This is a genomic window from Pseudarthrobacter sp. NPDC055928, assembly GCF_042270935.1.
Classification (GTDB): Bacteria; Actinomycetota; Actinomycetes; order Actinomycetales; family Micrococcaceae; genus Arthrobacter.
In genome coordinates, this window is the sequence record NZ_JBHJZH010000003.1 from 1 (window position 1) to 25634 (window position 25634).

Annotated in this window: 28 protein-coding genes; 10 read left to right on the forward strand and 18 right to left on the reverse strand. The window is 65.8% G+C overall.

Annotated elements, in window-relative coordinates:
* Positions 1 to 188 precede the first annotated feature (188 nt).
* Positions 189 to 1283, forward strand: a complete 1095-nt coding sequence (locus tag ACFC25_RS05195; RefSeq protein ID WP_337345604.1) for a YihY/virulence factor BrkB family protein — start codon at positions 189 to 191, stop codon at positions 1281 to 1283.
* Between the two features lie 280 nt (positions 1284 to 1563).
* Positions 1564 to 1740 (forward strand): CsbD family protein, encoded by a 177-nt coding sequence (locus ACFC25_RS05200; protein WP_337345603.1) that lies wholly within the window; start codon positions 1564 to 1566, stop codon positions 1738 to 1740.
* 77 nt (positions 1741 to 1817) lie between these two features.
* Here the strand turns inward: ACFC25_RS05200 and ACFC25_RS05205 are convergent, their stop codons facing one another.
* The 5 genes from ACFC25_RS05205 to ACFC25_RS05225 form a co-directional block, all read right to left on the reverse strand.
* Positions 1818 to 2546, reverse strand: coding sequence for a glycosyltransferase (locus ACFC25_RS05205; RefSeq protein WP_376044365.1), 729 nt, complete (start codon positions 2544 to 2546; stop codon positions 1818 to 1820).
* A 1-nt stretch (position 2547) separates the two neighbouring features.
* Complete coding sequence (locus ACFC25_RS05210) at positions 2548 to 3987, reverse strand: PIG-L family deacetylase (RefSeq protein WP_376044366.1); 1440 nt, start codon at positions 3985 to 3987, stop codon at positions 2548 to 2550.
* Complete coding sequence (locus ACFC25_RS05215; protein ID WP_376044367.1) at positions 3981 to 5195, reverse strand: hypothetical protein; 1215 nt, start codon at positions 5193 to 5195, stop codon at positions 3981 to 3983. The genes ACFC25_RS05210 and ACFC25_RS05215 overlap by 7 nt, the downstream gene beginning before the upstream one ends.
* Positions 5196 to 5215: 20 nt before the next feature.
* On the reverse strand, positions 5216 to 5695 hold the full coding sequence (locus ACFC25_RS05220; RefSeq protein WP_337350780.1) for a DNA starvation/stationary phase protection protein: 480 nt from the start codon (positions 5693 to 5695) through the stop codon (positions 5216 to 5218).
* Positions 5696 to 5817: 122 nt separating this feature from the next.
* Positions 5818 to 6495: an O-methyltransferase gene (locus ACFC25_RS05225; protein ID WP_337350763.1), complete on the reverse strand. Its 678-nt coding sequence runs from the start codon at positions 6493 to 6495 to the stop codon at positions 5818 to 5820.
* Positions 6496 to 6746: 251 nt separating this feature from the next.
* Here ACFC25_RS05225 and ACFC25_RS05230 point away from each other — a divergent pair, with 251 nt between their 5' ends.
* The 3 genes from ACFC25_RS05230 to ACFC25_RS05240 are packed head-to-tail and all read left to right on the forward strand — an operon-like array spanning position 6747 to position 8526.
* A complete protein-coding gene (locus tag ACFC25_RS05230; RefSeq protein WP_376044368.1) occupies positions 6747 to 7562 on the forward strand; it encodes a GAF and ANTAR domain-containing protein in 816 nt (271 codons plus the stop codon).
* On the forward strand, positions 7562 to 8311 hold the full coding sequence (locus tag ACFC25_RS05235) for an ANTAR domain-containing protein (protein WP_376044369.1): 750 nt from the start codon (positions 7562 to 7564) through the stop codon (positions 8309 to 8311). The genes ACFC25_RS05230 and ACFC25_RS05235 overlap by 1 nt, the downstream gene beginning before the upstream one ends.
* Positions 8308 to 8526: a hypothetical protein gene (locus ACFC25_RS05240; RefSeq protein WP_376044370.1), complete on the forward strand. Its 219-nt coding sequence runs from the start codon at positions 8308 to 8310 to the stop codon at positions 8524 to 8526. The genes ACFC25_RS05235 and ACFC25_RS05240 overlap by 4 nt, the downstream gene beginning before the upstream one ends.
* A 27-nt stretch (positions 8527 to 8553) precedes the next feature.
* On the opposite strand, the gene ACFC25_RS05245 is transcribed toward ACFC25_RS05240, so the two are convergent.
* Positions 8554 to 8877: a thiamine-binding protein gene (locus tag ACFC25_RS05245; RefSeq protein WP_337345594.1), complete on the reverse strand. Its 324-nt coding sequence runs from the start codon at positions 8875 to 8877 to the stop codon at positions 8554 to 8556.
* A 120-nt stretch (positions 8878 to 8997) separates the two neighbouring features.
* Here ACFC25_RS05245 and ACFC25_RS05250 point away from each other — a divergent pair, with 120 nt between their 5' ends.
* Positions 8998 to 9663: a TetR/AcrR family transcriptional regulator gene (locus tag ACFC25_RS05250; RefSeq protein ID WP_376044371.1), complete on the forward strand. Its 666-nt coding sequence runs from the start codon at positions 8998 to 9000 to the stop codon at positions 9661 to 9663.
* A gap of 177 nt (positions 9664 to 9840) precedes the next feature.
* Complete coding sequence (locus tag ACFC25_RS05255; protein WP_337345592.1) at positions 9841 to 10065, forward strand: hypothetical protein; 225 nt, start codon at positions 9841 to 9843, stop codon at positions 10063 to 10065.
* A gap of 76 nt (positions 10066 to 10141) precedes the next feature.
* Here the strand turns inward: ACFC25_RS05255 and ACFC25_RS05260 are convergent, their stop codons facing one another.
* The 5 genes from ACFC25_RS05260 to ACFC25_RS05280 form a co-directional block, all read right to left on the reverse strand.
* Positions 10142 to 10432 (reverse strand): hypothetical protein, encoded by a 291-nt coding sequence (locus tag ACFC25_RS05260; RefSeq protein ID WP_376044372.1) that lies wholly within the window; start codon positions 10430 to 10432, stop codon positions 10142 to 10144.
* A 437-nt stretch (positions 10433 to 10869) separates the two neighbouring features.
* On the reverse strand, positions 10870 to 11181 hold the full coding sequence (locus tag ACFC25_RS05265) for an AzlD domain-containing protein (protein WP_337350759.1): 312 nt from the start codon (positions 11179 to 11181) through the stop codon (positions 10870 to 10872).
* Positions 11178 to 11999: an AzlC family ABC transporter permease gene (locus ACFC25_RS05270; protein ID WP_376044373.1), complete on the reverse strand. Its 822-nt coding sequence runs from the start codon at positions 11997 to 11999 to the stop codon at positions 11178 to 11180. Before ACFC25_RS05270 ends, ACFC25_RS05265 begins: the two co-directional genes overlap by 4 nt.
* Positions 11996 to 12481 carry a hypothetical protein gene (locus tag ACFC25_RS05275; protein WP_376044374.1) on the reverse strand — a complete coding sequence of 162 codons (486 nt, stop codon included), beginning with the start codon at positions 12479 to 12481 and terminating at the stop codon, positions 11996 to 11998. Before ACFC25_RS05275 ends, ACFC25_RS05270 begins: the two co-directional genes overlap by 4 nt.
* Positions 12482 to 12602: 121 nt before the next feature.
* Entirely contained in the window at positions 12603 to 13478 is an 876-nt protein-coding gene (locus tag ACFC25_RS05280) for a glycerophosphodiester phosphodiesterase (RefSeq protein WP_376044375.1), read from the reverse strand.
* Positions 13479 to 13528: 50 nt separating this feature from the next.
* On the opposite strand from ACFC25_RS05280, the gene ACFC25_RS05285 reads away from it, so the two are divergent.
* Positions 13529 to 14866 carry a DUF445 domain-containing protein gene (locus tag ACFC25_RS05285; RefSeq protein ID WP_376044376.1) on the forward strand — a complete coding sequence of 446 codons (1338 nt, stop codon included), beginning with the start codon at positions 13529 to 13531 and terminating at the stop codon, positions 14864 to 14866.
* 118 nt (positions 14867 to 14984) lie between these two features.
* Positions 14985 to 16469, forward strand: a complete 1485-nt coding sequence (locus tag ACFC25_RS05290; RefSeq protein ID WP_376044377.1) for a DUF222 domain-containing protein — start codon at positions 14985 to 14987, stop codon at positions 16467 to 16469.
* Positions 16470 to 16611: 142 nt separating this feature from the next.
* Here ACFC25_RS05290 and ACFC25_RS05295 read toward each other — a convergent pair whose 3' ends face one another.
* The 4 genes from ACFC25_RS05295 to ACFC25_RS05310 form a co-directional block, all read right to left on the reverse strand.
* A complete protein-coding gene (locus ACFC25_RS05295; RefSeq protein WP_337345584.1) occupies positions 16612 to 17361 on the reverse strand; it encodes a 5-oxoprolinase subunit PxpA in 750 nt (249 codons plus the stop codon).
* Positions 17345 to 18157, reverse strand: coding sequence for a hypothetical protein (locus ACFC25_RS05300; protein ID WP_337345583.1), 813 nt, complete (start codon positions 18155 to 18157; stop codon positions 17345 to 17347). Before ACFC25_RS05300 ends, ACFC25_RS05295 begins: the two co-directional genes overlap by 17 nt.
* 88 nt (positions 18158 to 18245) lie before the next feature.
* Positions 18246 to 18836 (reverse strand): hypothetical protein, encoded by a 591-nt coding sequence (locus ACFC25_RS05305; protein WP_337345582.1) that lies wholly within the window; start codon positions 18834 to 18836, stop codon positions 18246 to 18248.
* A 3-nt stretch (positions 18837 to 18839) separates the two neighbouring features.
* The gene (locus tag ACFC25_RS05310) at positions 18840 to 19532 is read right to left on the reverse strand and encodes an SDR family NAD(P)-dependent oxidoreductase (protein ID WP_376044378.1); all 693 of its coding nucleotides are present in this window, start codon (positions 19530 to 19532) and stop codon (positions 18840 to 18842) included.
* 117 nt (positions 19533 to 19649) lie between these two features.
* Here ACFC25_RS05310 and ACFC25_RS05315 point away from each other — a divergent pair, with 117 nt between their 5' ends.
* The gene (locus ACFC25_RS05315) at positions 19650 to 20975 is read left to right on the forward strand and encodes an MFS transporter (RefSeq protein WP_376044379.1); all 1326 of its coding nucleotides are present in this window, start codon (positions 19650 to 19652) and stop codon (positions 20973 to 20975) included.
* 135 nt (positions 20976 to 21110) lie between these two features.
* Here the strand turns inward: ACFC25_RS05315 and ACFC25_RS05320 are convergent, their stop codons facing one another.
* From ACFC25_RS05320 to ACFC25_RS05330, 3 genes are all read right to left on the reverse strand, one after another.
* Entirely contained in the window at positions 21111 to 23453 is a 2343-nt protein-coding gene (locus tag ACFC25_RS05320; protein ID WP_337345579.1) for a glycosyl hydrolase family 65 protein, read from the reverse strand.
* A gap of 197 nt (positions 23454 to 23650) precedes the next feature.
* The gene (locus ACFC25_RS05325; RefSeq protein ID WP_376044380.1) at positions 23651 to 24382 is read right to left on the reverse strand and encodes an HAD family hydrolase; all 732 of its coding nucleotides are present in this window, start codon (positions 24380 to 24382) and stop codon (positions 23651 to 23653) included.
* 492 nt (positions 24383 to 24874) lie between these two features.
* Entirely contained in the window at positions 24875 to 25492 is a 618-nt protein-coding gene (locus tag ACFC25_RS05330) for a phospholipase (protein WP_337345577.1), read from the reverse strand.
* Positions 25493 to 25634 lie beyond the last annotated feature (142 nt).

The window sequence follows — 25634 nt, forward strand, 5'->3', positions numbered from 1 at the left end:
GCCGCCGAACACGTCAAAACCGAAGGCCAATACGCCGCCGCCGACGTCAAAGACAAAGCAACAGAGGCCAAGGACCACGTCCAAAACCCCTAACCCCCACCCAGCAGACAGGCCGGCAACCCGCCTCCCCCGGCGGCGCCGGCCTGTCTGCTTTTCACCTCGAGTTTTCACCGCGAGAGAGGACTCCCATGGCAACCCATGATGCCCCCGAAACCAGCACCGCCAAAGCGTCCAAGGCCCCGGCACCGGACGATCCCCGCAAGCCGGACAGTCCCACGGACGTCAACAAGCCATCCTGGAAGTACATCGCCAAAAAGACCTTGCGGGAGTTCTCGAAGGATCAATGCCCCGACCTCGCCGCTGCCCTCACCTATTACGCCGTGTTGTCCCTGTTTCCTGCGCTCCTGGCACTCGTCTCCTTGGTGGGTATCTTCGGCGATCCGGAAAAGACGACGGCGGTGCTGTTGGAGATCGTCCGGGGCATCGCCCCCGAGGACACTGTCAACACGGTGAGCGGCCCTGTTGAGGAACTTGCAGCTTCTCCGGCGGCAGGCCTCACACTGTTCCTCGGCCTGGCAACCGCTTTATGGTCGGCTTCCGGATATGTAGGTGCGTTCGGCCGGGCCATGAACCGCGTCTACGAGGTGGACGAGGGCCGGGCCTTCCTCAAACTGCGCGGAACAATGCTGGCAGTCACCCTGCTTGCGGTAGTCATCGTCGCCCTGCTGGCCGGCATGTTGGTCCTGAGCGGACCGGTCTCGGAAGCCGTTGGAGGTGCCATCGGGCTGAGCGGCGCCTTCCTCGCGGTGTGGAACATTGCGAAGTGGCCGGTAATCGTCGCGCTTGTCATCGTGATCATCGCCGTCCTGTACTACGCCACCCCAAACGTGAAGCAGCCCAAATTCCGATGGATGAGCATCGGGTCGCTGATCGCGCTGGTAATTTTCATTCTTGCGTCATTGGGCTTCGCCTTCTACGTGGCCAATTTCGGCAACTACAACAAGACATACGGGGCGCTGGGCGGCGTGATCGTGATGCTCCTGTGGCTCTGGATTCTGAACATGTCGCTGCTGTTCGGCGCGGAGTTCGACGCCGAGATGGAACGCGGTCGCCAGCTCCAGGCCGGCATCGAGGCTGAGGAGACCATCCAGCTGCCTCCGCGCGACACGAAAAAGAGCGAAAAACTGCAGAAGCAGGAGGAGGAAGACATCCAGCACGGCCGCGAACTCCGCGAGCGTCACAGTGGTGACGCCCGCGACGGGGACGCTAATCGGCAGGGCTAGGCAGGGCCCCCATCTTGGAGGAAAATCGAAGAAGCAGATCCTGCCCAGGTTTCCCAGGCCATCCCTGGCCCGGGTATAAGGCGGGGTCGGCGGTGAGTTGGCCTCTTCTGAGACCGAGGCCAGTCCCCCCAGTCGCCGTCGGCCCCCTTGATCCTTTCCGTTGGGATTGCTTCCCGACTTCCCGCCGTCGCTGGCCCTGTTGACCAATGCCATCGCTGGCTACCATTGAAGAATCACCGGCGACATTCCGCCGCCGCAACAAGCCGTAGGGAGAATCACCATGGGTTTGGATGACAAGATTGAGAACACCGCCGAGAAGATGGGCGGAAAGGCCAAAGAGGCCGCAGGCAAGGCGACAGACGACGAGCGCCTCGAGGCCGAAGGACAGATGGACCAGTCCAAGGCGGACCTGAAGCAGGCCGGCGAGAAGGTCAAGGACGCCTTCAAGAAGGACTGACTCTTTCAACACCTGACCCACGGGCCGGGGCGGCAGGCAAAAGCCTGCTGGCCCGGCCCGGCTGTTTTATGGCCCGGCTATCCTTCCGCGGCTACTGCCGGTTCCAGGCCCAGCGCCAACAGATAGGCGCCAAAACCGTGCGGCGCCCGGGCATGGAGGCGGCCCGATGTCAGCACCCGGATGCTGTCAGTTGCCCTTACCCTGAACCCGTGGCGGCGCAGCTTCTGCACCAGCCCGCGGTCCTCGTGTGATCGCTGGCGCGGGAACCCTCCCGCCAGTTCGTAGGCCGAGGCCCGCACGCCGAAACTTGCCCCGTAGACGTGGGCATGGTGCTCCTCAACGGGATGCCGGGCGTGCCAGCGCCGCAGGATCTCAGGGTCCATGCCGTCCGGGTCCGGCTCCACCGAGCCGAGTACGGCATCCGTACCGGCGTCCGCCAGCTCCACTTGGCGCTGCAGCCAGTTCACCGGAACGATGGAATCGGCGTCCGTGTTGGCCAACCATAGACTTCCGGGTGACGGCCGGGTAGCCAGCAGAGCCTCAATGCCTGCCCGACGGCTTTTCCCAACGCTCCGGAAGTCCACCTCCAGCACCCTGAACCTCGAATCGGCTGCCGCGAACCGCAGGGCGATCCCGCGGGAGCCATCGGTGCAGCTGTCCAGGACCACTATGATCTCGACGCCAACGTGCGGCCTGTCCGGCTTCAGCGCGTTGGCTGCCGCCCGGACCCCGCTGAGAGCCCGGGCCAGGTAGTACTCCTCGTTGTGGACCGGCACCACCACCGCAACCTGCCCGATACGCTCCATTTCACTGCTCCCCGGGCAAAGCAGCGGGACGGTCAGGCGATGCCAGGGATTCGGGAGCCACCAGGATCTCCAGCACAAAGTCGGGCTCCCGGTATAGGCCGGCGGCGGGCCACGCCAATCGGTTCCGGGCCAGCGTGTGGACGGTATCGCCGTCGAGCTCCCAGCCGGAGACGGGGTGCCTCCAGTGGCACATCACGAGGGTGCCGCCTGGCGCCATGGAGGCCTCGATACGTTCCAGGAGCAGCCCGAACTCGGCCGGAGACAGATAGTATCCCACCTCCGAAACCACTATCAGGTCATAGGTGCCCTCTGACCACTCCCGGGGAAGAGTGAGCTGCCGGGTCCTCACGCCGGGATATGGAGCCAGCCGCCCGGCGGCACGCTCCAAGGCGGTGCTGCTGGCATCAACGGCCAGGAGGCTGGCACAGCGGTCCGCGAGGTCAACGGTGAGCGTGCCGATCGAGCAGCCCACCTCCAGCCCGGACCGGTAGTGTTCCTGGGGCAGGGCAGCCAGGGTCAACGCGCGCTTCCGGCGCTCGTACCAGCTGGTGGTGTACTGCCACGGATCCTCGGAAGCCGAATGGACCTCATCGAAGATCCGTTCGGCATCGGCACTGCTGTGAGGGGTGGCCGGACGGGTTGTGGCACCACGGGTTTCGCGGATATTTGCTGCCGCCGGCGTCCACGCGAAGGCTTCAAAGGGGCGGTCAAAGTGCCGGAGGAATTCTGCGCTCAGTAACGCTTCGTCCCCCGGGAGGGGCGACAGCGGGAGGACCTGGCTTGCGTGGGCGTGCATCGCCGCAGCCTTGGCCGCGTGTGTTGCCGGGTCCAGCGGCAGGCGGAACCAGGACTCCCACGCAGGGTGCGACGGCGCCGCCCACAACCAGTACCAGATGGGGTATTCCAGCAGTCCGTGGCCGCCGTCGCGCGCCACCTCTGCCGCGGCCGTTCCCAGGGCATCGTGGTCTGCGTGGCCGTCGCCGCGATAGGGGGCCACAATCACCAGCTGGTCCGCCGGGCCGGGGTGGTCACGCGTTGCGTCCCGGATCCCCGCCGTCATCGCATCCCGATGCCGCTCCAAACCGCTGTCCGGAAGCCCCAGGAAGCGCCAGTTTCCGGCGTGGCCCAACGCCGCCAGGGCCGCGGCAAACTCGTTGACGCGGGTAGTTCCCAACTGGCCCGGGGAAACCGTTTCGGAGTCGGGATGCGAGCCCTCCCCCGCGGTGAACAACAAAACTTCGACGTCGGCCCCGAGGCTGTGCAGCTGCGCCAGCAGGCCCCCGGCCCCCAGCGTCTCGTCATCGGGATGGGCCGCCAGGACCACGAACCTCAGGCCTGCCAGTTCATCCCGCCCCAGCGGCAGCCCGGCGAGGTCCGCCAATCCGCTGGCAGCCCAGGCGGCCTCGTCCGTGCCCTTGTCGGTGTGCGAAAAGCTCACCATGGCGGCTCCCCTTTCAAGGTCAGCGCCCCGAGCTGCGCGTCGTCCCGCTGGGCGTGGTGCTGGCGCACGTAGAGGGCCAGATCGGCCATCCGCTTGGCGTAGGGTTCGTCGAAAGCAAGTGGTGCCGGTCCCCGGTCACGGCTGACAAGGGCCAGGACGCGTTCGACGGCGGCCGCCACGGTACCGCGGACGCGCAGGGCTTCGCTCCACGGGCTCCGTTCCGCGCCCGGGCGCTGATCACCGCCGGACTGGAGGTGTTCATTGGCGGAGGCGGGTTGACCGCCGCCCGCGAGTCCGCCGTCGTCAATCAATGCTGCTGTCCGCGCCAGGTACTGGAGGGCGGACGTCAGGATGCGGTCAATCTCGCCCAGGCTGGCGAAGGCAATCTGGTCCGGTTCACGTCCTCTGCCCGCGGCGGCGCGCAGGGAGTCCCGGTAATCCCTGGACACGGCTACTGCTCCGCCCAGCCAGCACGCGGCCACGCCCATGCCGCCCCAGGCAAAGCCAGGACGGCTGAAGTACCAGCCATCGCCGCCCAACTGCTCCGCCGGCACCTGGTTGAAGTGCACTGTCCCGCTGGGGATCTCCTGAAGTCCGCGGGCTATCCACGCTGGCTCGTCACACGTCACTCCGGGATGGTGCAGGTCCACGGCAAAGGCCGCTCTGCCACCCGCATCCGTGTGCGCGGTAATCACTGCGTGGTCCAGCAGCGGCGCCAGGGAGCACCACGGTTTTGAACCGTCCAGGAGGACGCCGGCGTCTCCTGCTTTGGCCTCCAACCTGGCGCCTGGGCCCTCGGCGGCAAACACACCCCAGGCGCCTTCCACCGGGCGCAGATCCCTGCCTGACTGGGCAAGGATGGCCAGCGCGTCGAGGTGTGGCTCGAAGATCCGGCCGGCAGCAACGTCCACTGCGGTGACGGAGGCCAGCAGTTCCCAAAGCGCCGCGGTGTTGCCCTGTCCGGGCTGGGGCCATGTCCGTCCTGCGTCCCGGGCGAGCGACAGAAGTGCCGGCACGTCCCCCACCGCAGAGGCCACGGCATCGAGCAACCGGTCCAGGCCCGGGTGCGGGCCTGCAGTTGGCGGAACCGGCCCCTGCGCTTCCGCACGGGATCCGCCCCGTCCTCGTTCGCGGGGACCCGGTGGGAACGTGACGGCCCGCGGACGGCGGGCCCCCGCGGGGTCGGTCCGCGTGCTGGATTCCTTCATGGGCGCGAGCCTGCCGAAGCCTATTTGTCGGCTGCCTCGGTGACTGCGGCTGAGGGCGTCATCGTCTCGGCGTTCACCATCCAGGCAAGCTGCTCCAGGCGTTCGATGATGGCGTGGAGCAGGTCCGCGCTGGTGGGGTCCTCCTCATCCACTTCGTCATGTACATCCCGCGCAGTCTTGACAGTCCTTTCCAGCCTGGCCGTAACCAGTTTCACGGCGTCTTTGGTGGACGTCAGCCCGGCGGGGAACTCATCCAGCCGCGTGTCAGCGGAGACTGTTTGGCTCCGCCCGTCCGGAAGGGCGTGCAGGGCACGCATCCTTTCTGCTGCCTCGTCCGCGAACTGGCGGGCTGCGGCGATGATTTCGTCCAGCTGCAGGTGGAGGTCCCGGAAGTTCGTTCCCACGATGTTCCAGTGCGCCTGCTTGCCCTGCATGTGCAGTTCGATCAGGTCCGTGAGAACCAACTGAAGGTTACTGGCCAGAGTGGGTGACGCTTTCATCATTTCCTCCGCTGCAAGGGTTACGTACCGGCCGGGGATCCGGACGGAAACTCATTCTAAGCATACTTAGCAATTCTTCGGACAGCGCTTTCTGCCGGACAACCCGCTTCGGAGCACGGCTGTCAGCGAACCACTGCGAGCGCGAAGCCGTCCCATCCCTTGGAGCCGACGGTCTGGATCACGGTGGCATCAAGCCGCGGGTGGTTGCCCATCAGTTCCAGGGCGCCTACGATCCCTGGCGCGTTCACCGGGTCCAGGGACGTCTCCAGCACGGCCCCTTCCCACACGGCGTTGTCCAGGACTACCGTGGTGCCCGGACGGCCCAGCCGGACTGCCCACTCAAGGTAGTTGGAATCGTTCTCCTTGTCCGCGTCAATGAAGACAAAATCGAATGGCTCCTGGCCTTCAGCCTCCAATGCGGCCAAGGAATCCAGCGCGGGGCCGATGCGGATTTCCACCTTGTGGCCCACGCCGGCGGCGTCCAGGTTCGCCCTGGCCACCTCCGCATGTTTGGTGAGGTATTCGCACGTGACCAGCCGGCCGTCGTCGGGAAGTCCCTGGGCCATCCAGATAGTGCTGAAACCTGCCAGCGTGCCGATCTCCAAAACGCGGCGCGCGCCGGACACCTGTACCAGGAGCTTAAGCAGCTTCCCGGCGTTGGGGGTTACCTCAATCGGGGGCATCCCGGCGTCGACGGCGGATTGCACCGCCCGCTGCAAGGATCCGTTGGGATGGACCACCGTGTCGGTCAGGAAATCTTCGACTGCAATCCAGCCTGGCTGGGGCTTGTGCTCGAACATGGCCACAGTCTGGCATGGGGGCGGGCGCGGGTCCAGACATGCCTCCCCGCGTCCGGGGCGGGGCTGTATCTTGTGCGGTCCATTGAGCGTAGGCTCGAAATGAGAGCGCAATCCAAGGATTCGTGCGCAAGCATCCCGTCGAAACGGGGCTTCGGCTCCAGAACGCCAGTTCGGGAGCGCCCTAGGCTGTGGCCCACCGCAGCCACTCCCGGCACCTCAGGGTTCGGGACCACCCAGAATCGAGGCTCGGCATGGCCTCAGAACATACATCCGCATCATCGGTGGAAGATCTTCAGGACCTGCTGCTGGAAAGCCAGGACTTCGAATCGTTCCTCCTGGACCTCACGCTTTACTCAGCCACATTGCTGGGCACGGACGCACCTATCCTGTGCGCCATCTCGGTTCAGCGCAACGGGAAGCCCTTCACTGTGGCCAGCAGTGATGCGCAGGCCCGCCTTTTGGATGAGCGGCAGTACGAGCTCGACGACGGTCCTTGCCTCAGTGCCTTGCGCACCGGGCATACGGTGCAAGTGGACGATCTCCGCACGGACCACCGATGGAACCGCTACTTTGAAGCCACCAGGAGTACGGGCGTCAGGTCGGTGTTGGCAGTGCCCATCGACGCCGGCGGGGAAGCTTCGGCCGCGCTGAACTGCTATGCACACCGGGACGCTGCGTTCGGGCCCGACACACAAGCCGCCATCGAGTGGTACGCCCAGTCCCTCTCCCGTCCGCTTCGCCTCGCCCTGCTGGTTCATCCTCCGCTTCAACAGCCGACCTATCCGGAAGAATTACGGGCCGCCCTTCGTTCCCGCGCCACCATGGACGCGGCCCTCGCCCTGGTCATGGCGCACACGCGCTCAAGCCGTGAAGCCGCCATTACCCTCCTGGAGGAAGCCGCCAGGACCAGGAAGGGTGAGGCTTCCGGCGCTGGCCCTGGACATCGTCAGGGGCGCGGCCATCCCGGCCGCCTCACAGTAGGCCAAGCCATGCGGTCTATGCTGGAACCAGCGGCAGCGCTCGTATTCCTCCTGCCGGACCAACGGCAAGCAGGAGACCACCCGTAATGCGCAGAGAGTCCGTGACCGGCGAACTTCAGGCGGTCTTCGCGCGCGTTTCCGGCCTGTTGCTCACCGAACACGTTGCAGGGCCAGCGATCGCAAAGATTGCCCAGGCCGCGTTTGAAAGCATCCCCGGCAGCGTCGGGGCCGGGGCCACCCTCATTGATGCCCAGGGCCGTCCCACCAGCCGGGCTTCCACCAGCACACTCGTGGAAGAAGCGGACCAGTTGCAGTACGAACTCGGCCAGGGCCCGTGCCTCGCGGCGTGGGCAGGAGCCATAACCATCCGGGTGGATAACGCCGCCACCGAAACGCGCTGGCCCAAATGGAGCGAAGCGAGCGCTCAGCGTGGCCTGGTGTCCTGCCTAAGTGTCCCCCTCCTCCTCCCCGGAGGCAACGGAACGGGACCGGCCCAAGCCATCGGCGCCCTGAAGGTCTACGGCAGCCACCCCAACGCCTTCGACGCCGGCAGCGAGCACCTCCTCGAACTCCTCGCCACCCCCGCGGCCGTTTTGCTTGCCAACATCCAGGCGCATGACAGCGCCGAGCAACTCAGCGCTGACCTCAAAAAATCCCTGCACAGCCGGAGCGTGATCGACATGGCGAAGGGGGTGCTGATGGAGCGTCTGAACCTGGACGAGCGCGCCGCGCTGCGTGCCCTGACTGACCAGTCACGCCAGGAAGGAGCTCCGCTCTTCGCAGTCGCACTCAACGTGCTTGACCGCCCCGCAGAACCTGACCACGAACGGCCATGAACGTTGACGAGACTGCCGAGGAGCAGCGGGAACGGACGGCTGAGGCATACCGCCAGGCCGGCCTGACCCTTGAGTCACTGTGGTTGCATTACTTCAGCATCGGCGGCGACGCAGGTGAGCTGGAAATCGACGCCTACTTGAACAGGTCTTACATGCTCCGGCCCGTTCAACGCGACCTCTTGGACCACGCCGTCCACGAACTGGATGGCCACTGACTGACAGCCTGGTGGGGAGCCAAGGGCTCACGCGTCCTTTGCGAGCGCGCCTTCCAGCCGGTTCACCTTGGCGGTAAGTTCCCCTGAATAGCCGGGCCGGATGTCCGCCTTGATGACCAGGGAGACCCTGCTGCCGAACTGCCCAACGGCCTCGGTGGCCCTTTTCACCACGTCAAAGACTTCATCCCATTCACCCTCGATGGTGGTGAACATGGAATCCGTCTGGTTGGGAAGCCCCGACTCCCGGACGATTTTCACCGCGGCGGCAACGGCGTCGTGCACTGAGGCGTCGGTGGGGCGGGAACCGCCAACCGGCGTGCCGGACGGAGCAACAGAGAATGCAAGCAACATACAGCCAGTCTGCCACGGCAGCGGGACGGCGAGGAGGCTCCCGCTGCCCCGTCCACGTCACATAACCGCCTACCCTCCAGTAACGGTGATCGCTCTGGGCTCCATTGCTAACCTGATCGCATGAGCATCGCAGTCGCCCGAAAACCACTCCGCGCAGACGCAGCGCGCAACGTGGACAAGATCATTACGGCGGCCCGGCAATGCTTCCAGGAATTCGGTCCGGAAGTGCCGCTGCAGACCATCGCCACCACGGCCGGCGTCGGACCGGCAACCCTCTTCCGCAACTTCGCGGACAAGGAAGAACTGGTACTGGCCGCCCTTAACCGCCAGCTCAGGCTGACAGTGGATCCCGTGATCGACGACGCCCTGGCGGACATTGATGCAGCCGCCGGACTGTTCCGGGTCATCGAGGCGATCATGGCCGCAGCCAGCACCGATGCGAACCTGCTCGGCGCCGTAGCCGGGCGGCGACAGCTCCTGACGGGCATCACCGGCTCCCTTATCGATTCCATCGGCATCCTGCTCGGACGCGGGCAGGGTCAGGGCACGCTGCGCCCTGACATCTCCATGACGGACATCTTCCGGCTGCTCGCCATGCTGATCGGCGTCGTGGACACGATGGAGCCTGGTTCCGATGCCTGGCGCCGCCCCGTGGCCCTCGTCGAGGACGCAATCCGCTCCGAACGGCCGCATCGGCCTCTTCCTGCACACGTTCCCTTGCCCGCAGCCCAACTGACCGGCGACCGGCTGTCCGGCGAATACCTCCCGGGACGCCGGTTCAGCTAGGCGGGCAGCGGGCCGCTCAGCGCGCGCCGTCAGTAAAGAGCGCCGTAGGCGGCCCATTGTGGGCATCCAGTCGTTGGAATAGACTCAAGTGGGGTTACGCAGCCAGCCTCTGAATTCCCAGATGGAGCGACCCATGAACAGTTTCCTGCGTACCCGATCCGACGAAATCACGCCACGATGAACAGTTCACAGCTGTCCCATTTCATCAATGACCCCCGCGGACCGGAAGATGTACTTCCGCACCTTTCCGCCGAGGAACTGGCAAACCTCCTGGACGCACTGTTCCAGAACCTCGACACGGCCACCCCGGAATTCGGCGCCCAGGTCTGGTACGAACTCGCCGTTGAAGAATGCGGCCGACGGGCCGGCTCGGTCGATGGCGCGGCCCACGGCGTAGCCTGACTGCACAGTAGTGCACACACTGCCGGCCCGCGGGTCAGCGCGGACACCGCGGGCACGGCGCTAATCCCCGATTCCTCTAGCTATCGTCCTTCTTGCGTTCGTCCTTCTTGCTTTCGTCCTTCTTGCTTTCGTCTTCGGGCGAAGTCTGAGGGTGTGTGTCGGAATGGGGAGTATGTTCCTTAGCTTCACGCAGGTGCTGCTGGAGCTTTTCCTCGGCTTCCCGCCGGCGGCGCGCTTTGTCGCGAAGTTCCCGGGTGGCCTCGGAACCGCTGGAGTCAATGTAGGCCGGTCGCACCTTGGGATGGTTACCGGTGGTCGCGGCTTCGGCACCATCATCCTGGGCCGTAGCTTGCGGCTGATCGTTCATGATGTTCCTCCTTCGGGCCGCCTGGCTGGATGGCGGCCCCTCTTCAGTGGACCATACATCCATCCCGAAAGGGTCAATCGTTAAGCGCTGACTCGCGGTTGCGCAGTTCGTGGCGCAGGGCTGCACGCAGGGCCGAGATATCGGGTGCATGCCCCAAATCCAACGCCATGGTGATGCGCTCAGAGAGCATTTTCAGGTCCGAGGCAGGAACATCTGATAACGACCTGAAGCGCGAAAAGAACCTCTTCGCGGGCAAGCCCGCACGTCGTCTGGACGCCACTTTGGGTGGCGTCCCGGATCTGTTGCCGGCTATATACAGTGGATTTTCCATGGTCACCGCTTAAACAAGAAAGGTCCATGGCCAACTGCATAGCCAAGCCCATAGTACCGCCGCTGTGTTCCGCGTCACCATAGGCAGGCGCAACGCGAGGCGCGCGTCAGTTCCAGCCAATGAGCCGAAGGCCGGCGGCAGCCCCGGCACCGACCAGCACCACCAGCAGGAACGGTGCCCGGAAGGCCAGTGCAACCGCTGCCGCCACGAGCGCTCCCAGCCTGGCATCGGCCGCCAGGTTTTGCCCGGACGCTACTGCATTGACCACCGTCAGTGAAGCGAGCAGGCCGATCGTCATGGTGCCTGCCACGCGCGACATGCGGGGATCTTTCAGGAGCCTCGCAGGCACAAAGTAGCCCACCAGCTTCCACGCATAGGCAAGGGCACACGCCAGCAGCAGCCAAGTCCAAAGGTTCACGCGTCCGCCTTCGTCGGGCCGGTAGGGCCAGCCGGGCCGGTACGGCCAGCCGGGCCAGCCGGGCCAGTAGGGCCCACGGAGTGGTGACCGCCGTGGTGGCTGTGATGATGCTCCGCGTACGGATCTACGTCGGGTTCCAGGCCCTCGTCGCTGCGGCCGTGACTGAACCAGCCGATCACGGCCGCAACCACGGCAGCGACCAGGATGGGCACCCCGGCCGGCACGAACGGCACCGCGAGGACGGTCGCCAGGGCACAGACGACCGCGATTGCTACCGGCTCCCGGCCTTTCAACCGCGGCCACAGGAGGGCCAGGAAAGCTGCGACGGCCGCTCCATCCAACCCCCATTGCTTTGGATCGCCGAGCCCCGCCCCGGCAAGGGCGCCCACGGCTGTGAACAGATTCCACAGGACATAGATGCCGATCCCTGCCGCCCAGAAGCCCCGTAACTGCTCAGCAGGATCGGTCTGGCCGGTGCTGGTGGCTGTCGACTCGTCGATGGTGAGCTGCGCTGCCACATATTTGCGCCAGCCCGACGGGTGGAGGAGCGCGTTGAGCTGCATACCGTAAATACCGTTGCGCATCCCCAGCAGGGTGGCTGCGCTCATAGCCGCAACGCCGGATCCGCCGCCAGCCACTACTCCTATGAACGCGAACTGGGAACCTCCGCTGAACAGCAGGAGGCTCAGCGCCATGGTCTGCCAGAAGTCCAGGCCCGACGTGACAGACAGGGCGCCAAAGGAAACTCCGTAGAGTCCCGTAGCGATGCTGATGGACAGCCCCACCCGGACTGCCGGGGATGCCAGGAGTTTCCTCAACTGGGCCGCCGTCCGGCGTTCCGCAGGCTCCAGGCCCACAGGATCAGCGGCATCTGCGTGGGCAAACGGGCCATGTGCACTGCGCGCTGGGCTGATGAACCCTCCGGGCGGCAGGCGCGCCGGATGGCGTCCACGTGGCCAGCCACGAACACGCCGAAGAGAGCCGCGACGCCGGTGGCCGTGGTGCGTCGCGTTGCGGGGATGAGAAGGCCGACGGCGGCGCCCGCCTCCACGAGGCCGCTGAGCGCGATCCACTCCTCCCGCGTCATCACGGCGAGTGGCCGTGCGGCGGGCGGTGCGCCGGCAGCCGGGGTGTCGCCGTCGTCGCGGCAGAGATAATCCGGAACCACCTGGCGAAAGAAGCCGGGATCGCGGAAGTGTTTCATGGCGCTAGCCATGAGCAGCGCGCTCAGGGCTGCTGCAGAGAGTGCATGGGTGGCGGTGCTGGACCGATGAACGGCGCCGGGCCAGTGAAAAGGCATGGTTCCACTCAACCACAGCCCCGTCGGGCGTATGAACCGCGGCGTGGGACGCGTGGGCCGGCGACTAAACAGATCGGCGGCCGAACCCGTTGGCAGCTTCAGCTGGCCATCACCCGCCCGCCTAAAGCTGGGCCAACACCCGCGCGGGCATGTTCGTGGTGATCTCGTGGATGCCCAATCCTTGGCAAAGCGCCACGTCCCGTTCGGAATCCACCGTCCATACCCGGAAGCGTCGGCCGGATTCCAGCCAGCGCTGCACGGTGCGGGCATGATGGCGGACATAATCGATGCCCGGCCCGGCCAGCCTCACTTCGCAGTCATCCAGGATGCGTTCGCCTTCCAGCTGCGCGGCCTTCATAACATTGGCGATGGCGCTGCCGGTCAGTACACCCAGGCCTAACTCCTCACGGATTTCATCAACATCAATTTCGTCCACCAACTGGCAGATGAACTCTGCGGGAACCGTGCGGAGCAGGTGCTTCACCGAATCCGGGCTGAAGCTCATGAACGTCACCCGCACGTTGTCCACCGATGAGGTCCCAGGGTCCCAGCCTTCACTCCGAAGAACGCTCAGGACGCGGTCTTCCAGCTTGAGCTGGTAAGGGCTCGGGTGCTTCAACTCTAGGGCCAGGCCCACGGGCCGCCCAGCGGCGCGGAGGATACCCAATAGCTCAGCCAAGGTGAGGAACTGTTCTGACCGGGCTCCGTATTTCTCGGGAATCCGCACGCCCTTCCACGACGAGAAATCCAGGAGCCTCAGCTCCTGGAGCGTGCGGTCCGCAACCGGCCCGGTGCCGTCGGAGGTGCGGTCCAGATTCGCATCGTGGAGCAGGACCACGTGTTGGTCCCGCGTGAGGTGGACGTCGCACTCAACGCCGTCGGCGCCGTCGGCCAATGCCTGGAGGTACGCAGCGCGGGTGTGTTCGGCAAAGGCGGCACTGGCGCCCCGGTGGGCAAAGACCAGGGGCCGGTGGGGTACTGACTCGTCGGTGGCCATGCTGACACGGTAGCCGACCCGGGGATCGTATGCGGGACTAGGCTTGGCACATGCAGGTGAACTCTGAGCCAATTACCCGGCAGAACCCCACCCGGCCCGACGTGCCCGCCCAAGGGGGCGCCGCCATCGTCGGCCATCAACTCAGCGCCGGTGACGCCGAAAAGGCGGCAGCGCTGCGGAAAATGAAGCTTCTGGCACTGGGCCTGCTCATCGCCATGGCTGTTATTTTCGTGTTCGCCTTCGCTTTGCAGAAGGAGTACCCGTGGCTGCAGTACGTCCGGGCTGCTGCCGAAGGCGGCATGGTGGGTGCGCTGGCAGACTGGTTCGCCGTTACGGCGCTGTTCAAATACCCGATGGGGATCAAGATCCCGCATACGGCCATTATTCCCCGGCGCAAGGACCAGATCGGGGCGTCGTTGGGTGAGTTCGTGGAGACCAATTTCCTCTCCGAGCAGGTAGTGCAGGAAAAGCTTGCGAGCGTGAACATTGCCCGGAGGGCCGGCGAATGGCTCGCCTCTCCCGGCGGCGCGGAGCGTGTTGCCAAGGAGGGTGCCGCTGTCATCCGCGGCGCCTTCAAGGTGTTGAACGACGACGACGTCCAGGCGGTTATCGAGGGAATGGTGCGCAAGCATTTGCTGGCACCGCCGTGGGGACCCCCCGTGGGACGGATGGCGGAGCGGATCTTCGCCGACGGCCACCACCACAAACTGGTGGACCTGCTGGTGGACCGTGCCGCCGACTGGGTGGACGACAACCACGAAACCGTCACCCGGCTCGTCTCGGACCGTTCGCCCACCTGGGTTCCGCAGTTTGTGGACGGGCTCGTGGGAGACAAGGTTTATGTGGAGATCCTCAAATTCACCCGTGCCGTTCAGTCCGATCCCAACCACCAGGTGCGCCAGTCGATCGACAAGTACCTCAACGACCTCGCGCAGGACCTCCAGCATGATCCCGCAATGATCGCGCGGGCGGAGGACATCAAAGCGCAGGTCCTCGGAGATCCGGAGGTCCGCGAACTGGCCTCCCGGACCTGGGGCACAGTGAAGAACGCGCTGCTCACGGCCGTGGACGATCCGGACAGCGAACTGACGGTGAAGTTCAAGGCAGCCGTCCGTGACTTCGGCTCGCGCTTGGTCAACGACGCCGAACTGGCCGGGAAGGTCAATGCCTGGATCGGCGATGCGGCGGGCTACCTGGTCCGGACGTACCGTTCGGACATTGCGGGCGTGATCACCGATACCGTGGCGCGCTGGGATGCCGAAGAAACATCGCAGAAGATCGAACTCCAGGTGGGCAAAGACCTGCAGTTCATCCGGATCAACGGCACCGTGGTGGGTTCCTTGGCCGGGCTCGCCATCTTCAGCGCGGCGCATTTGGTCTTCGGCTGACCCGGTTCTCTGGCCCAGCCGGAAACCCGTCTCGAGGTCCGGGTAGCGGGGTCGGAGGTTATCCACATAAGTGATGTGCTGGGCTGTTTTTGTTGGCGGGTCGCTGGATGATGGGGGTATGGGGATCCCGGGTGTTGACGAGGCGGTGGAGGCTTTCGAGGCTGCTGCTGCGGAGTTTGCTGCCTTTGTGCGCCGGGGGCTGGGTGGCCGGGGTTCCAGGACGGGTTCCCAGACGGATTCCGGGGGTGGTGATCCTTTGCGGGGGCAGGCCGATGCTTGCCTGGACGGGCTGGGCGGTTCGGTCCGGGTGGACGCGATGGTGGCGGCGTTCAGGGTGCGCCTGGCCGCCGCGTATGCGGGAAAGGCTGCGGCCCTGGACGGCCCGGTCAGGAGCCCTGGGGAACACACGGCCCAGGAGATGGGTGTGGTGTCCGAGGTCGCGTGTGCTCTGACGGTGAGTGAGCGCTCGGCTTCGGCGTTGTTGGCGCAGGCCCATGAGCTGACCACTGCCCTGCCGCTGACGCTGGCCGCGCTGCAGTCCGGGGATCTGTCGTGGCAGCACGCGAAGGTCATGGTCGATGAAACCACCGGCCTGGATGCGGCCGGGGCGGCGGCGTTGGAGGCCCGTTTCCTGGGCCCGGACGTTCCGGACCGGGCCCGGGAGTGCCCGGCCGGGGAGCTGGTCCCGTCCCGGTTCCGGCACAAGGCCAGGACCTGGCGGGAACGCCATCATCCGGTGAGTATTGAAAAGCGCCATGCCAGGAGTGTGTTGGACCGGCGGCTGGAGTACGTCCCGGACCGGGACGGCATGGCCTGGCTTTCGGCTTACCTGCCCGCGGACCGGGCGGCCGGGATCTGGAACGGCATCACCGCCACCGCCCGCACCCTCCAGGGCCCGGCCGAGACCCGCACCATGACCCAGCTCCGCGCCGACATCGCCGCCCAACTGCTCCTCAGCGGCGCCGCGGGCGATGAAACAACGGCTGACGGCGGCCCCGCCGATGAGTCGACGGGCCGGGTCCCGTCGCCGGCGGCGCAGGTCCTCGTGACCGTGCCGGTGTTCGCGCTGATGGGCCTCACGGACGAACCAGCACTGCTGGACGGTTACGGGCCGATCCCGGCATCGATGGCCCGCAACCTGGTCGCCGACGGCGCCGGCTCATTCCACCGCGTCCTCACCGACCCCCGCAACGGGGCACCCCTGGAGATCGGCCGCCAAAGCTACCGGATCCCCGCCGCGATGCGCCAATGGCTCCGGATGCGGGACGGCAAATGCCCCTTCCCCGGCTGCAACAACCAATCCCTGGACAACGAAGCAGACCACCTCCTGGCCTGGGCCGACGGCGGCACCACCGGCATCACCAACCTCGGCCAGCCCTGCCCCAAACACCACCGGCTAAAACACACCACCGCCTGGACACCCACCGAAGCCAGCATCGACAAACCACCCGGCTGGACCTCACCCACCGGACGCCACTACCAAAGCGAACACCAAGACTGGGAACCACCCTGGCTACCTGCCCAGATCCTCGGCCCGATCCCGGACCAAGGACACAGCCCCGCCGTGCCTGCAGGTGTCCTGCCCGGAGATGCCCTGCGTTGAGACGTCCTGCGTCGAGATGTCCTGCCCGTAGGCGCCCGGCACGGTGATGCCCTGCGCTGGGACGTCCCGCCCGAACATCTCTTGCCTGAGGGCTAATGCCCGAGGAAGTGCTGCGGCAAGTAGCCCCGGCGGAAGCCCCTAATTACGCGAACGACTCCAACTGCACACCAGCGGCTTCGAGGCCTGCGCGGACGCCTGCGGCCATTTCGACTGCGCCTGGAGTGTCGCCATGGATGCAGAGTGAGTCGGGCCGGACCTGAACTACTGTCCCGTCCACGGCCACCACCTCGCCTTTTACGGCAAGGCGCACCGCGCGCTCAACGATCGAGTCGACGTCGTGCAGCACGGCACCAGCCTGCGAGCGCGGCACCAGCGTGCCGTCGGCCTGGTACGCGCGGTCCACGAAGGCTTCCACAAAAACAGGGTGGCCAGCGTCCTTGGCCTGGATCAGCAGTTGCGAGCCCGGCAGGCCCAGAATGGGCAGCCCGGGGTCATAGGCCTGAATGGCAGCAACCACGGCCGATGCCTGCTCTTCATCGTGTACGAGGCGGTTGTAGAGGGCGCCGTGCGGCTTCACGTAATCCACCGACGCCCCGACGGCGTGCGCAACCCCGTCCAAGGCGCCCAGTTGGTAGAGGACGTCACCGAAAAGCTCGTCAAAGGACATGTCCAAGGAGCGTCGGCCGAAGCCTGCCAGGTCCCGGTAGCCAACATGGGCGCCCACGGTGACGTCCAGTTCGAAGGCGGCGCGGCAGCTGTCCAGCATGGTGACAGGGTCTCCGGCGTGGAAGCCGCAGGCAACGTTGGCGCTGGTGACCAGGCGGAACATCGCGGCGTCGTCCCCCATGTTCCAGGAGCCGAATGATTCGCCAAGATCAGCGTTGAGGTCCAAGGTTGTTGCCTTCCAGAGTGAGGTTGTCCGGGCCCGCGCCGGTGGCTTTGAGCTCCCCTGGAATCGTATCCGGCATCGGCCCGAAAGCCTCCTTGGCATTCGCCACCACGGCCCGCCCCATCATCAGGTTTCCTGCTCCGCCTACCACGGCACCGATGCCGAATGGCAGCGCCCGGCCGAACAAGGCCGTGCCTTGGCGCTTCAGCAGGCTCTTCAGGAACGCCTTCTGGATCCTGCTTCGGACGGCGCCGAAACCGGAGCCCGGGATGGACTTCGAGAGCACGTTCCCCCACGCCTTGGTGGGACTCGCACCCCTGCCCATCGCCTGGCCGCTTAGCGTGCCGAGCAGTGCCGTCCCCTCTTCGCCCAGCATGATGGCCATGACCATGGTGCTGGCCTTTTCCGGGTTGGTCAGGCGGATGCCGTGAAGTTCCGCAAGCGACGTCGCGTAGAGGGCTGTGGCCTCGAGGAAACCGACAGTAGCGGCAGCAGAAAGTCCAAGCGAAGCGACAGTTCCGACTCCGGGCACAACGGCCGTCGCGCCCACGATCGCGCCGCCGCCGGTGACCGCCGCGAGGTAGTCGCGTTCAATCCGGACGGCCAGCTGTGCCGCGGACGCGTGGGGCTGTTTGCGCTGCACTCGGCGGATGTAGGCCAACACCAGTGGCCGCTGGATCTCCACCGCCCTCAGAAGCACGTTGTGCACGCCTGGTTTCGGCTTTCCTTCGGCGTCGAACACCGCGTTGTGGGCGGTTTCCTGTGCGATCCGCACGGCGGGATTGCTGCGCTTGGCCATGGTCACCTCTGCTTTCGTCCGCGGCAGCCTTCGCTGCCGTACCTAAATACTAAGGTTGCTTAACACTAGGCCAACCCCTGTTGGTCCCCTACATCACCCAGGATTCGGCCACGGCCATATACCCGGACGACGACGGCCCCCGCGGTCCAGCGTAGACGCTCGGCGCGCCGGGCCACTCCACCCCGAATTCGGCCAGCCGGCCGCTGCTGCATGGCAGATAAACATTGCTGAGGGCCCCGGAGTTGGACCCGAGCTGGAAATCGGGCTGGGAAAAGTGCCTGCGGTCCAGGACCCCTGAAAGCTCCAGCTCAGCCTTGCGGCCGGTGGCGCGGAATCCGTGCTCAAGGTCCAGATCGACGTCGAACTCGTCCTGGGTGTGCGAGATCCCGCTCAGCGGGAACCTGGCTGCCTCTGGGAAGTACCGGGTCAGCTCAGTGGCGAGCGTGGCGGCGAAGTATTCGTTGCTTCCGTAACTGCGCCATCCCTGCAGAGTCGCAATGATCAGCGCCTTACCGGTGCCCCAGCGCGACCATTCCGCCATCCAGAAGGAGGCAAAACAGCTGGCTGCTTCGCCCGGAACCTGTTCGCCATTGGCATTCACCGGATGCAGGGCAAGGCCATGGTTGGCGCCTACGAATGCCAGGCTGCGCCGCCACGCCCCGCCAGGAGTGCTTTCCAACGTTCACCAGTCCAAATCGGGAGCACCGAGCGAGACGAATCTCGGCGATCGGCGTTCGTTTGACTCAAGCAGTTCCAGCAACTCCCGCGCCGCAACACGCGGGGGCTTGACGGCGTCGGCCTGGCCCATCCCGGTGGCGAGCTTGCCGGGGTGGACAGCCCAGCACCGGACCCGCCCCTGAAGATCCTGCGCCAGCGACACCGTCACCATGTTCTGGGCTGCCTTGGACACCCGGTACGCGTAACTTGTGGAAAGGCCTGCGAAGTCTCCGCGTGCCTGGGCCGACACGGAGCCCAGGCGGGACGTGATGTTCACAATGACCGGGTCAGCAGAGGAGAGCAGTTGCGGCAGGAGCGCCTGCACCATGCGCAGGGGCCCGGCCGCATTCACGTCGACGGCGTTCATGACACCTGCCGCATCCACGCCACCGAGTCGCTGGTGTGCCGCCCCCTGGGCCGCGTTATTAATGAGGACGTCCACCGGCCGCCCGCGCACCGCGTCCACCACAGCGGACAGGTCATCAGACCTGACATCGTGGATCACCACCTGAACCCCCGGCAGCCCGTCCAGCGCCGCCAGCCCGTCCAACGCTGGCGCACGGGAGGCCTGCCGCACCACCGCCAGCACAAGCCATCCCGCTGCCGAAAGCTCCCGGGCGAGCACCGCACCGAAACCCCGGCCGGCGCCGGTGACCACCGCGAGCCGCTGCCCCTGCCCGCGCTGCGGCCCGCCCCGATGCGCCGGCTGTTGATCTAACCCTCCAGGCTGCATTCCAGTACCCCCCGATATCCCGCCAAAGCCTAGACTTACCCTATGCCCACCCCCAAAGCCCTGCGGCCCTTTGCGCACCGTGAGTACCGGGTCCTGATCGCAGCCCTTGCCATCTCCGTCTTCGGATCCGGGATGTGGGCTGTCGCGATGGTTTACCAGGTGATCCACCTCGGCGGCGGCCCTCTGGAGCTCTCTCTCGTTGCCACTGGCGGCAGCGTGGGCCTGGTCGCGTTTGTGCTCGCGGGAGGCATCGCGGCTGACCGTTTCCCCCAGAGGCTCCTGATTATCGCCGTGGAGGGCGCCAACCTGGCCGTTATCGCTGGCATCTCCGCCCTGTCCATCGCCGGCTGGCTGGAGATCTGGCACCTTGCAGTGGGCGCCTTTGTGCTGGGTGTCGGCGCGGCATTCTTCTTCCCCGCCTACTCGGCTATCCTGCCCCGGATCCTGCCGCCCGAGGACCTGCTCGCGGCAAATGGAATGGAGGGGACCATGCGTCCCACCCTCCAGCAAGCGGCCGGGCCCGCCCTCGCCGGCGTCCTGGTGGCCGCACTGTCGCCCACGCATGCGGTCGCGGGTGTCGCAGCCTGCCACCTGATGGCCTTCATCATCCTGAACTTCCTGGGCCAGCATGCTTTGGACGCACCCGCTAACGGATCCGAAGCCGGCCCACGCAACAGCGGAATGACCGGGAAACAGCGGGCCAAGTCATCCTTCTTCCACGACCTCCGAGAAGGCATCACCTACACCCTGCGGACCCCCTGGCTGCTCTGGACCCTGCTCTGGGCCTGCATTTCAGTACTCTTCCTCATCGGCCCCATCGAAGTGCTGCTCCCATTTGTGGTCCGCGACCAACTGGGCGGCGACTCCAGCATGTTCGGTTTCCTGCTCGCCATCATGGGCGTCGGCGGTGCGGCGGCATCGCTGGTGACTGCGTCTCTGCGGCTGCCCCGGCGGTATCTCACGGTGATGATGGCGTCCTGGGGCGTGGGCTCGCTGCCTCTGGCCGCCGTCGGAATCATGGACAACTTCTGGGCCCTGGGCGCGGCACTGTTCGTCTTTGGTGCCACAGGCAGCGTGGGCATGGTCATTTGGGGCACGCTGCTTCAGCGGCGCGTCCCGCCCCACTTGCTCGGCAGGGTCTCCAGCCTTGACTTCTTTGTGTCGCTCGCCCTGATGCCGGTGTCGATGGCACTGGCCGGGCCCGCCGCGGAAGTCCTCCCCATCTGGCTGATCTTCCTGGTGGCGGGCGGCGTCTGCCCCATCGTGGCGGTGGTCGCGTCCATCGTCGCGAAGATGCCCCAGGATGAGCTGGATCACCCGCTGGACCGGGTCCCCGAAGTGGAACGCACGACGGCGGCAGGAGACTGACGTGCACAGTGTCAGTCTCTGCCGCCTCTTGGCTCCTGGCTCCAGGCTCCTGGCTCCAGGCACCTAAATAGGCGCGGTCGCCTAAGTACTCAACGCCGCGGCTCGGGCGGGAGCGCCGGCAAGGTGTATTGACAGCTACGCGCGGGCGCGCACCACGGGGACGCTCGCCGTCGGCGGTCCACTGGGGAAGACCGTGGGCTCGGGAACCTGGACGGGCGCGAGCGCCACGCGGACCGGTTCCGCGCCTACGCTGAACAGTTCGCCGCGGACGTCGACGTCGAGCGGTTGGCCCTCGGACACTGTGATGGTGAGGGAGCCGGCGTCGAGCTGCACCTGCAGCAGGCGGCCCTGGAGCTTGAGGTGGAAAGCGAGGCTTTCCCATTCAGCGGGCAGGCGCGGATCAAAGTACGGCACAGGGCCTTGGTCGCGGAGGCCTGCAAAGCCGCAGACCAGCGAGCTCCATACGCCGCCGGTGGACGCGATGTGCACGCCGTCGATCGTGTTGCCGTGGGTGTCGTCCAGGTCGATGAACACCGCATTGGTGAAGTGCTCCAGCGCTGCCTTGGGGTAGCCCACTTCGGCGGCCATGATGCCTTGGACGCAGGCGGAGAGGGTGGAGTCGCCGGTAGTGATGGGGTCATAGAAATCGAACGCCCGGCGCTTTTCCTCGGCCGTGAAGTCCTGCCATTGCAGGAACATGGCCAGGACGGTGTCGGCCTGTTTGAGGACCTGGTGGCGGTAGATCACCAGCGGGTGGAAGTGCAGCAGCAGCGGGTATTTGGACCGGGGGGTGGTCCAGTCCCAGGGCTCCAGGGTCATGAAGTCGTTGTCCTGGGAGTGGACTTCCATCCGCTCGTCGAACGGAAGCTGCATGCGGTCAGCCGCGGCTGCCCAGAGCTGGCGTTCGTCGTCGCTGATTTCGGTGTGGTCCAAGGCCGCGGCGGCGCGCAGGTTGAAGCGCGCCATGACGTTGGTGTAGAGGTTGTCGTTGACCACGGCCGTGTACTCGTCCGGACCGGTGACGCCATGGATGTGGAAGAGTCCGTCCTTGCCGAAGAAGCCCAGGGAGATCCACATGCGGGCTGTCTCGATCAGGAGTTCGGCACCCATTCCGTCGCGGAAGGACGCATCGCCGCTGGCCCAGACGTACCGGTTGGTGGCGAACGCGATGGCCGCCGCAATGTGGAACTGCGCGGTGCCTGCCGCGTAGTAGGCGCTGGCTTCGAGCCCGTTGATGGTGCGCCACGGGAACAGTGCCCCGTCGACGCTGAGCTCCTTGGCGCGGATCCTGGCCGTGGGGAGCATCTCGTGACGGAATTCGAGGACCTGGCGGGCACCCTCGGGGTTGGTGTAGGTCAGGTAGGGCAGGAGGTAGACCTCCTGGTCCCAGAAGTAGTGGCCCTCGTAGCCGGAGCCGCTGACTCCCTTCGCGGGGATGCCCGCGACGTCGGCGCGCGCGGTGGCCTGGGCCAGCTGGAACAGGTTCCAGCGGATGGCCTGCTGCAGTTCGGACTGGCCACCCACCACGATGTCGGAGGTGGCCCAGTAGTCGCTGTAGTGCTCGCGGCTTTCAGCAAAGATGTCCTCCACTGAGCGCAAGCCCTCTTCGGCGACTTCCGCCGCGTCCCGTCCGGAGTCCTGGACGCCACGGCCGGCGGCGTAGCTGACGATTTTCTCAAGCCGGAACGGCTCATCGGCGCCGACGGCCAGGACGTACCGGACGCTGCTATCGTCCTGGTCAACCAGGGTATCGAACGGCTGGTGGCCGGCGGAGGTCCAGTGGTCCACGGCGATCCCCACGCGCTGCTTGGATTCCGCCGCTTCCCAGGAGAGGCGGAGCGAGCCGTCGCCGCCCTCGAGCCGCAACGGCAGCAGGACACGGCCTGCGTGGCGGCCGGCGCGGCGCGGGTCGTGCTCGGAGTGGTCCTCCACCGGCTGGTCCTGGCGGTTGATGACCGAGGACGTGACGTCCGCGGACACGTCCCGGTCTGCCGAGACTTCCAGGGAGATGCCCAGACTGCCGCGGGAGGCGAAGCCCACTGCCCGGCGCTCGGTGGTGGTGACCGTGGCCCCGGAGCGGCACAGCCACGTGATGCGGCATTCATAGATACCGGTGGCGAAGTCCACCGAGCGCCGGTAGTCCAGTACTGCCGACTCGGCCAGGCTAAGTGGCTCGCCGTCGATGATCACCGTGAAGTTGTTCGCATCGGGGATGTAGATGATCCGCTGCCCGGTCCGGGCGAAGCCGAAGGCGTTCTCGGCATGCTTGATGTCCCAGATTTCGTGCAGGCCGTTGATAAAGCTGCCCGGCAGGTCAGCGTCCGCGGCGGCCCAATGGGCGCCGCGAATGCCAAGGTGTCCGTTTCCCAGCGCGAAAAGGGTCTCCAGGGTACCCGCGTTGCCCGGCTCGTGGCGCGTCTCCACAAGCTGCCAGGGGGTGTTGGGGAACCGTTCGCGGTCCGCGGTGATAAGAGCCATGGTGTTGGGGTCCTTTTGGCGTTGTGCTGTGCAGCCGGGTCTCATCCGGCTTGGGGGCGCTTTGCGCATGCCCGCTGCGGGCATGCACTGAGGGTTTGGTTGTGCGGGCCGGCTTGGGGGCCGGGGTGGCGCGGGAGGACCGGCGGAGCTGGCTGTCGGGGAACAGCCGGGCTCACCGGCTGGCTGCGTTCAGTGGGCTAGAGGAGTTCCTCGAGGTCGCTGACCACCATGGTGGCTCCGGCATCCAGCAACGTCTGCCTGCCGGCGCCGCGGTCCACCCCGATCACGGAATGGAAAGATCCTGCGTGGCCGGCCTGTACGCCGGACACTGCATCCTCCACCACAACGCATTCCTCACTGGGAAGATCCAGCAGCCGGGCCGCGTAGTCGTACGTGGCGGGGCTGGGCTTGCCGGGCAAGCCTTCGGCGGCTGCCACCACACCATCCACCACTACCCGGAAGCGGTCACTCAAGCCAGCCGCCTTAAGGACCGCCGGGGCGTTCCGGGAAGAGGAAACGACGGCGACCTTCAGACCCTGGGCGAGCACGGCCTCAATGAAACGCACTGAACCCTCGAACGGTTCCACGCCGGAGCTCACAATGTCGTTGAAGATTTGGTTCTTGCGGTTGCCGAGTCCCTGCACCGTGGCGTGAGTGGGATCGTCGTGAGTGGGACCCTCGGGAAGCACAATGCCCCGGGATGCCAGGAAGTCCCGGACGCCGTCGAACCGCGGTTTGCCGTCGATGTGGTCGAAGTAGTCGCTCTCGCGGTAGCCGGCTACCTCCGGTTGGGACGCCAGGTAGCCTTCAAAGAGTTCCTGCCAGGCCTGCTCGTGGACAGTGGCCGTAGGGGTCAGCACTCCGTCCAGGTCAAAGAGAATGGCGGAGGCGCCGGTCCAACTAGTGGGCTGTGTCAGAAGATCAGTCATGCGCGGTGCGGTGTCCTTTCAGACGGCTGGCAGGCTCGGGGCGCGGTGCCTGGCGTAGGCAGTGCATGGAATGGCGGTGCATGGAATGGCAGTGCTTGGGATGCGGGCGGCGACGATGTCCGCTGTGATCAGCAAGCGCGGCGCGGGGGCGTGGGCCTGAATGCCACGGCTGGCCGGAGGGGCGCTGATGAATACCTTCTTCCATCATGAACGCCGTGAGGTCCCGTGACAAACCGAGGGGCAGCCTGACGGGCAGGCCAGCAACTGGCGGGCAGCTTAGCAGCGCAAACGGGCACGTTGAACAGGTGCACGCCGCAGATCTCCTTCCGCCCAGTTCCAGGGCCGTTGAACTACGGCCGAAGTCGAGTGTAAGCGCTTACAAATTTAGCGCGCAACTGTTTTTTCCCCACCGTGGAGTGTGACGAAACTCTCGGACCCCAGCCACGCCCGTGCGAGGAGGTAATCCACGGCCATGTGATGGCTTGGCAGGGCCTATTTGAGGACGTAATGGCGCAGGAAGGCACTGACATCCACCATCTCGGCCTTGCTCATCGCATGCCCCATGCCGGGATAGGTCCTGGCTGTAAGCAGGGTGTTGGCGTTCAGCCACTCCTCGGTATGGGCGATGGCATCGTCATTGATCACCAGGTCAGCCTTGTCCCTTCCCCAGAAGAAGGGCGGCGGGGTGTCGAAGGAGTCAGTCATTGCCAAAAGGTCGTTGTCCAGTACGAAGCCGGACAACCCCACCACGGTTTCATAGCTCTTGGGGTGCAGGCGGAGCAGGGTACTGGCCATCGCCATACCCTGCGAGTACCCCATCAGGCTCACGCTGCTGTGCTGGCCCCTGACTGCATTGATCCAGTCGTGGACCTTGTTCGTGGTGCTGATGACATCGGCGAAGTCGTTGGCGAGGAAGTAGTCCAGCAGGAACCAGCCATAGTGGTCGCCGATGATCATGGGTGCCCGCAGTGCCGCGCAAGTGAACGCCGAGGGCAGGTAGTCAACCAGCCGCACCATCCGGGATTCGTCGGTGCCGTAGCCGTGCATCATCACGAGCAGTGGCGTGCCGGCCCGCTCCTCCTCCGGCTTGGACCACACAACTGTTTCCATCGGATCAGCCTAACCAGCAGGCCCGCCCTGCGGCGCAATGGCGCACGGACGCACCGGCGCCGCACCCCTGCCCGGTCATTGAATCAGCGCACACCGCGCTGTAGCCTGACGCTAGACAGTCAGCATGCTTAGCAAAAAACTT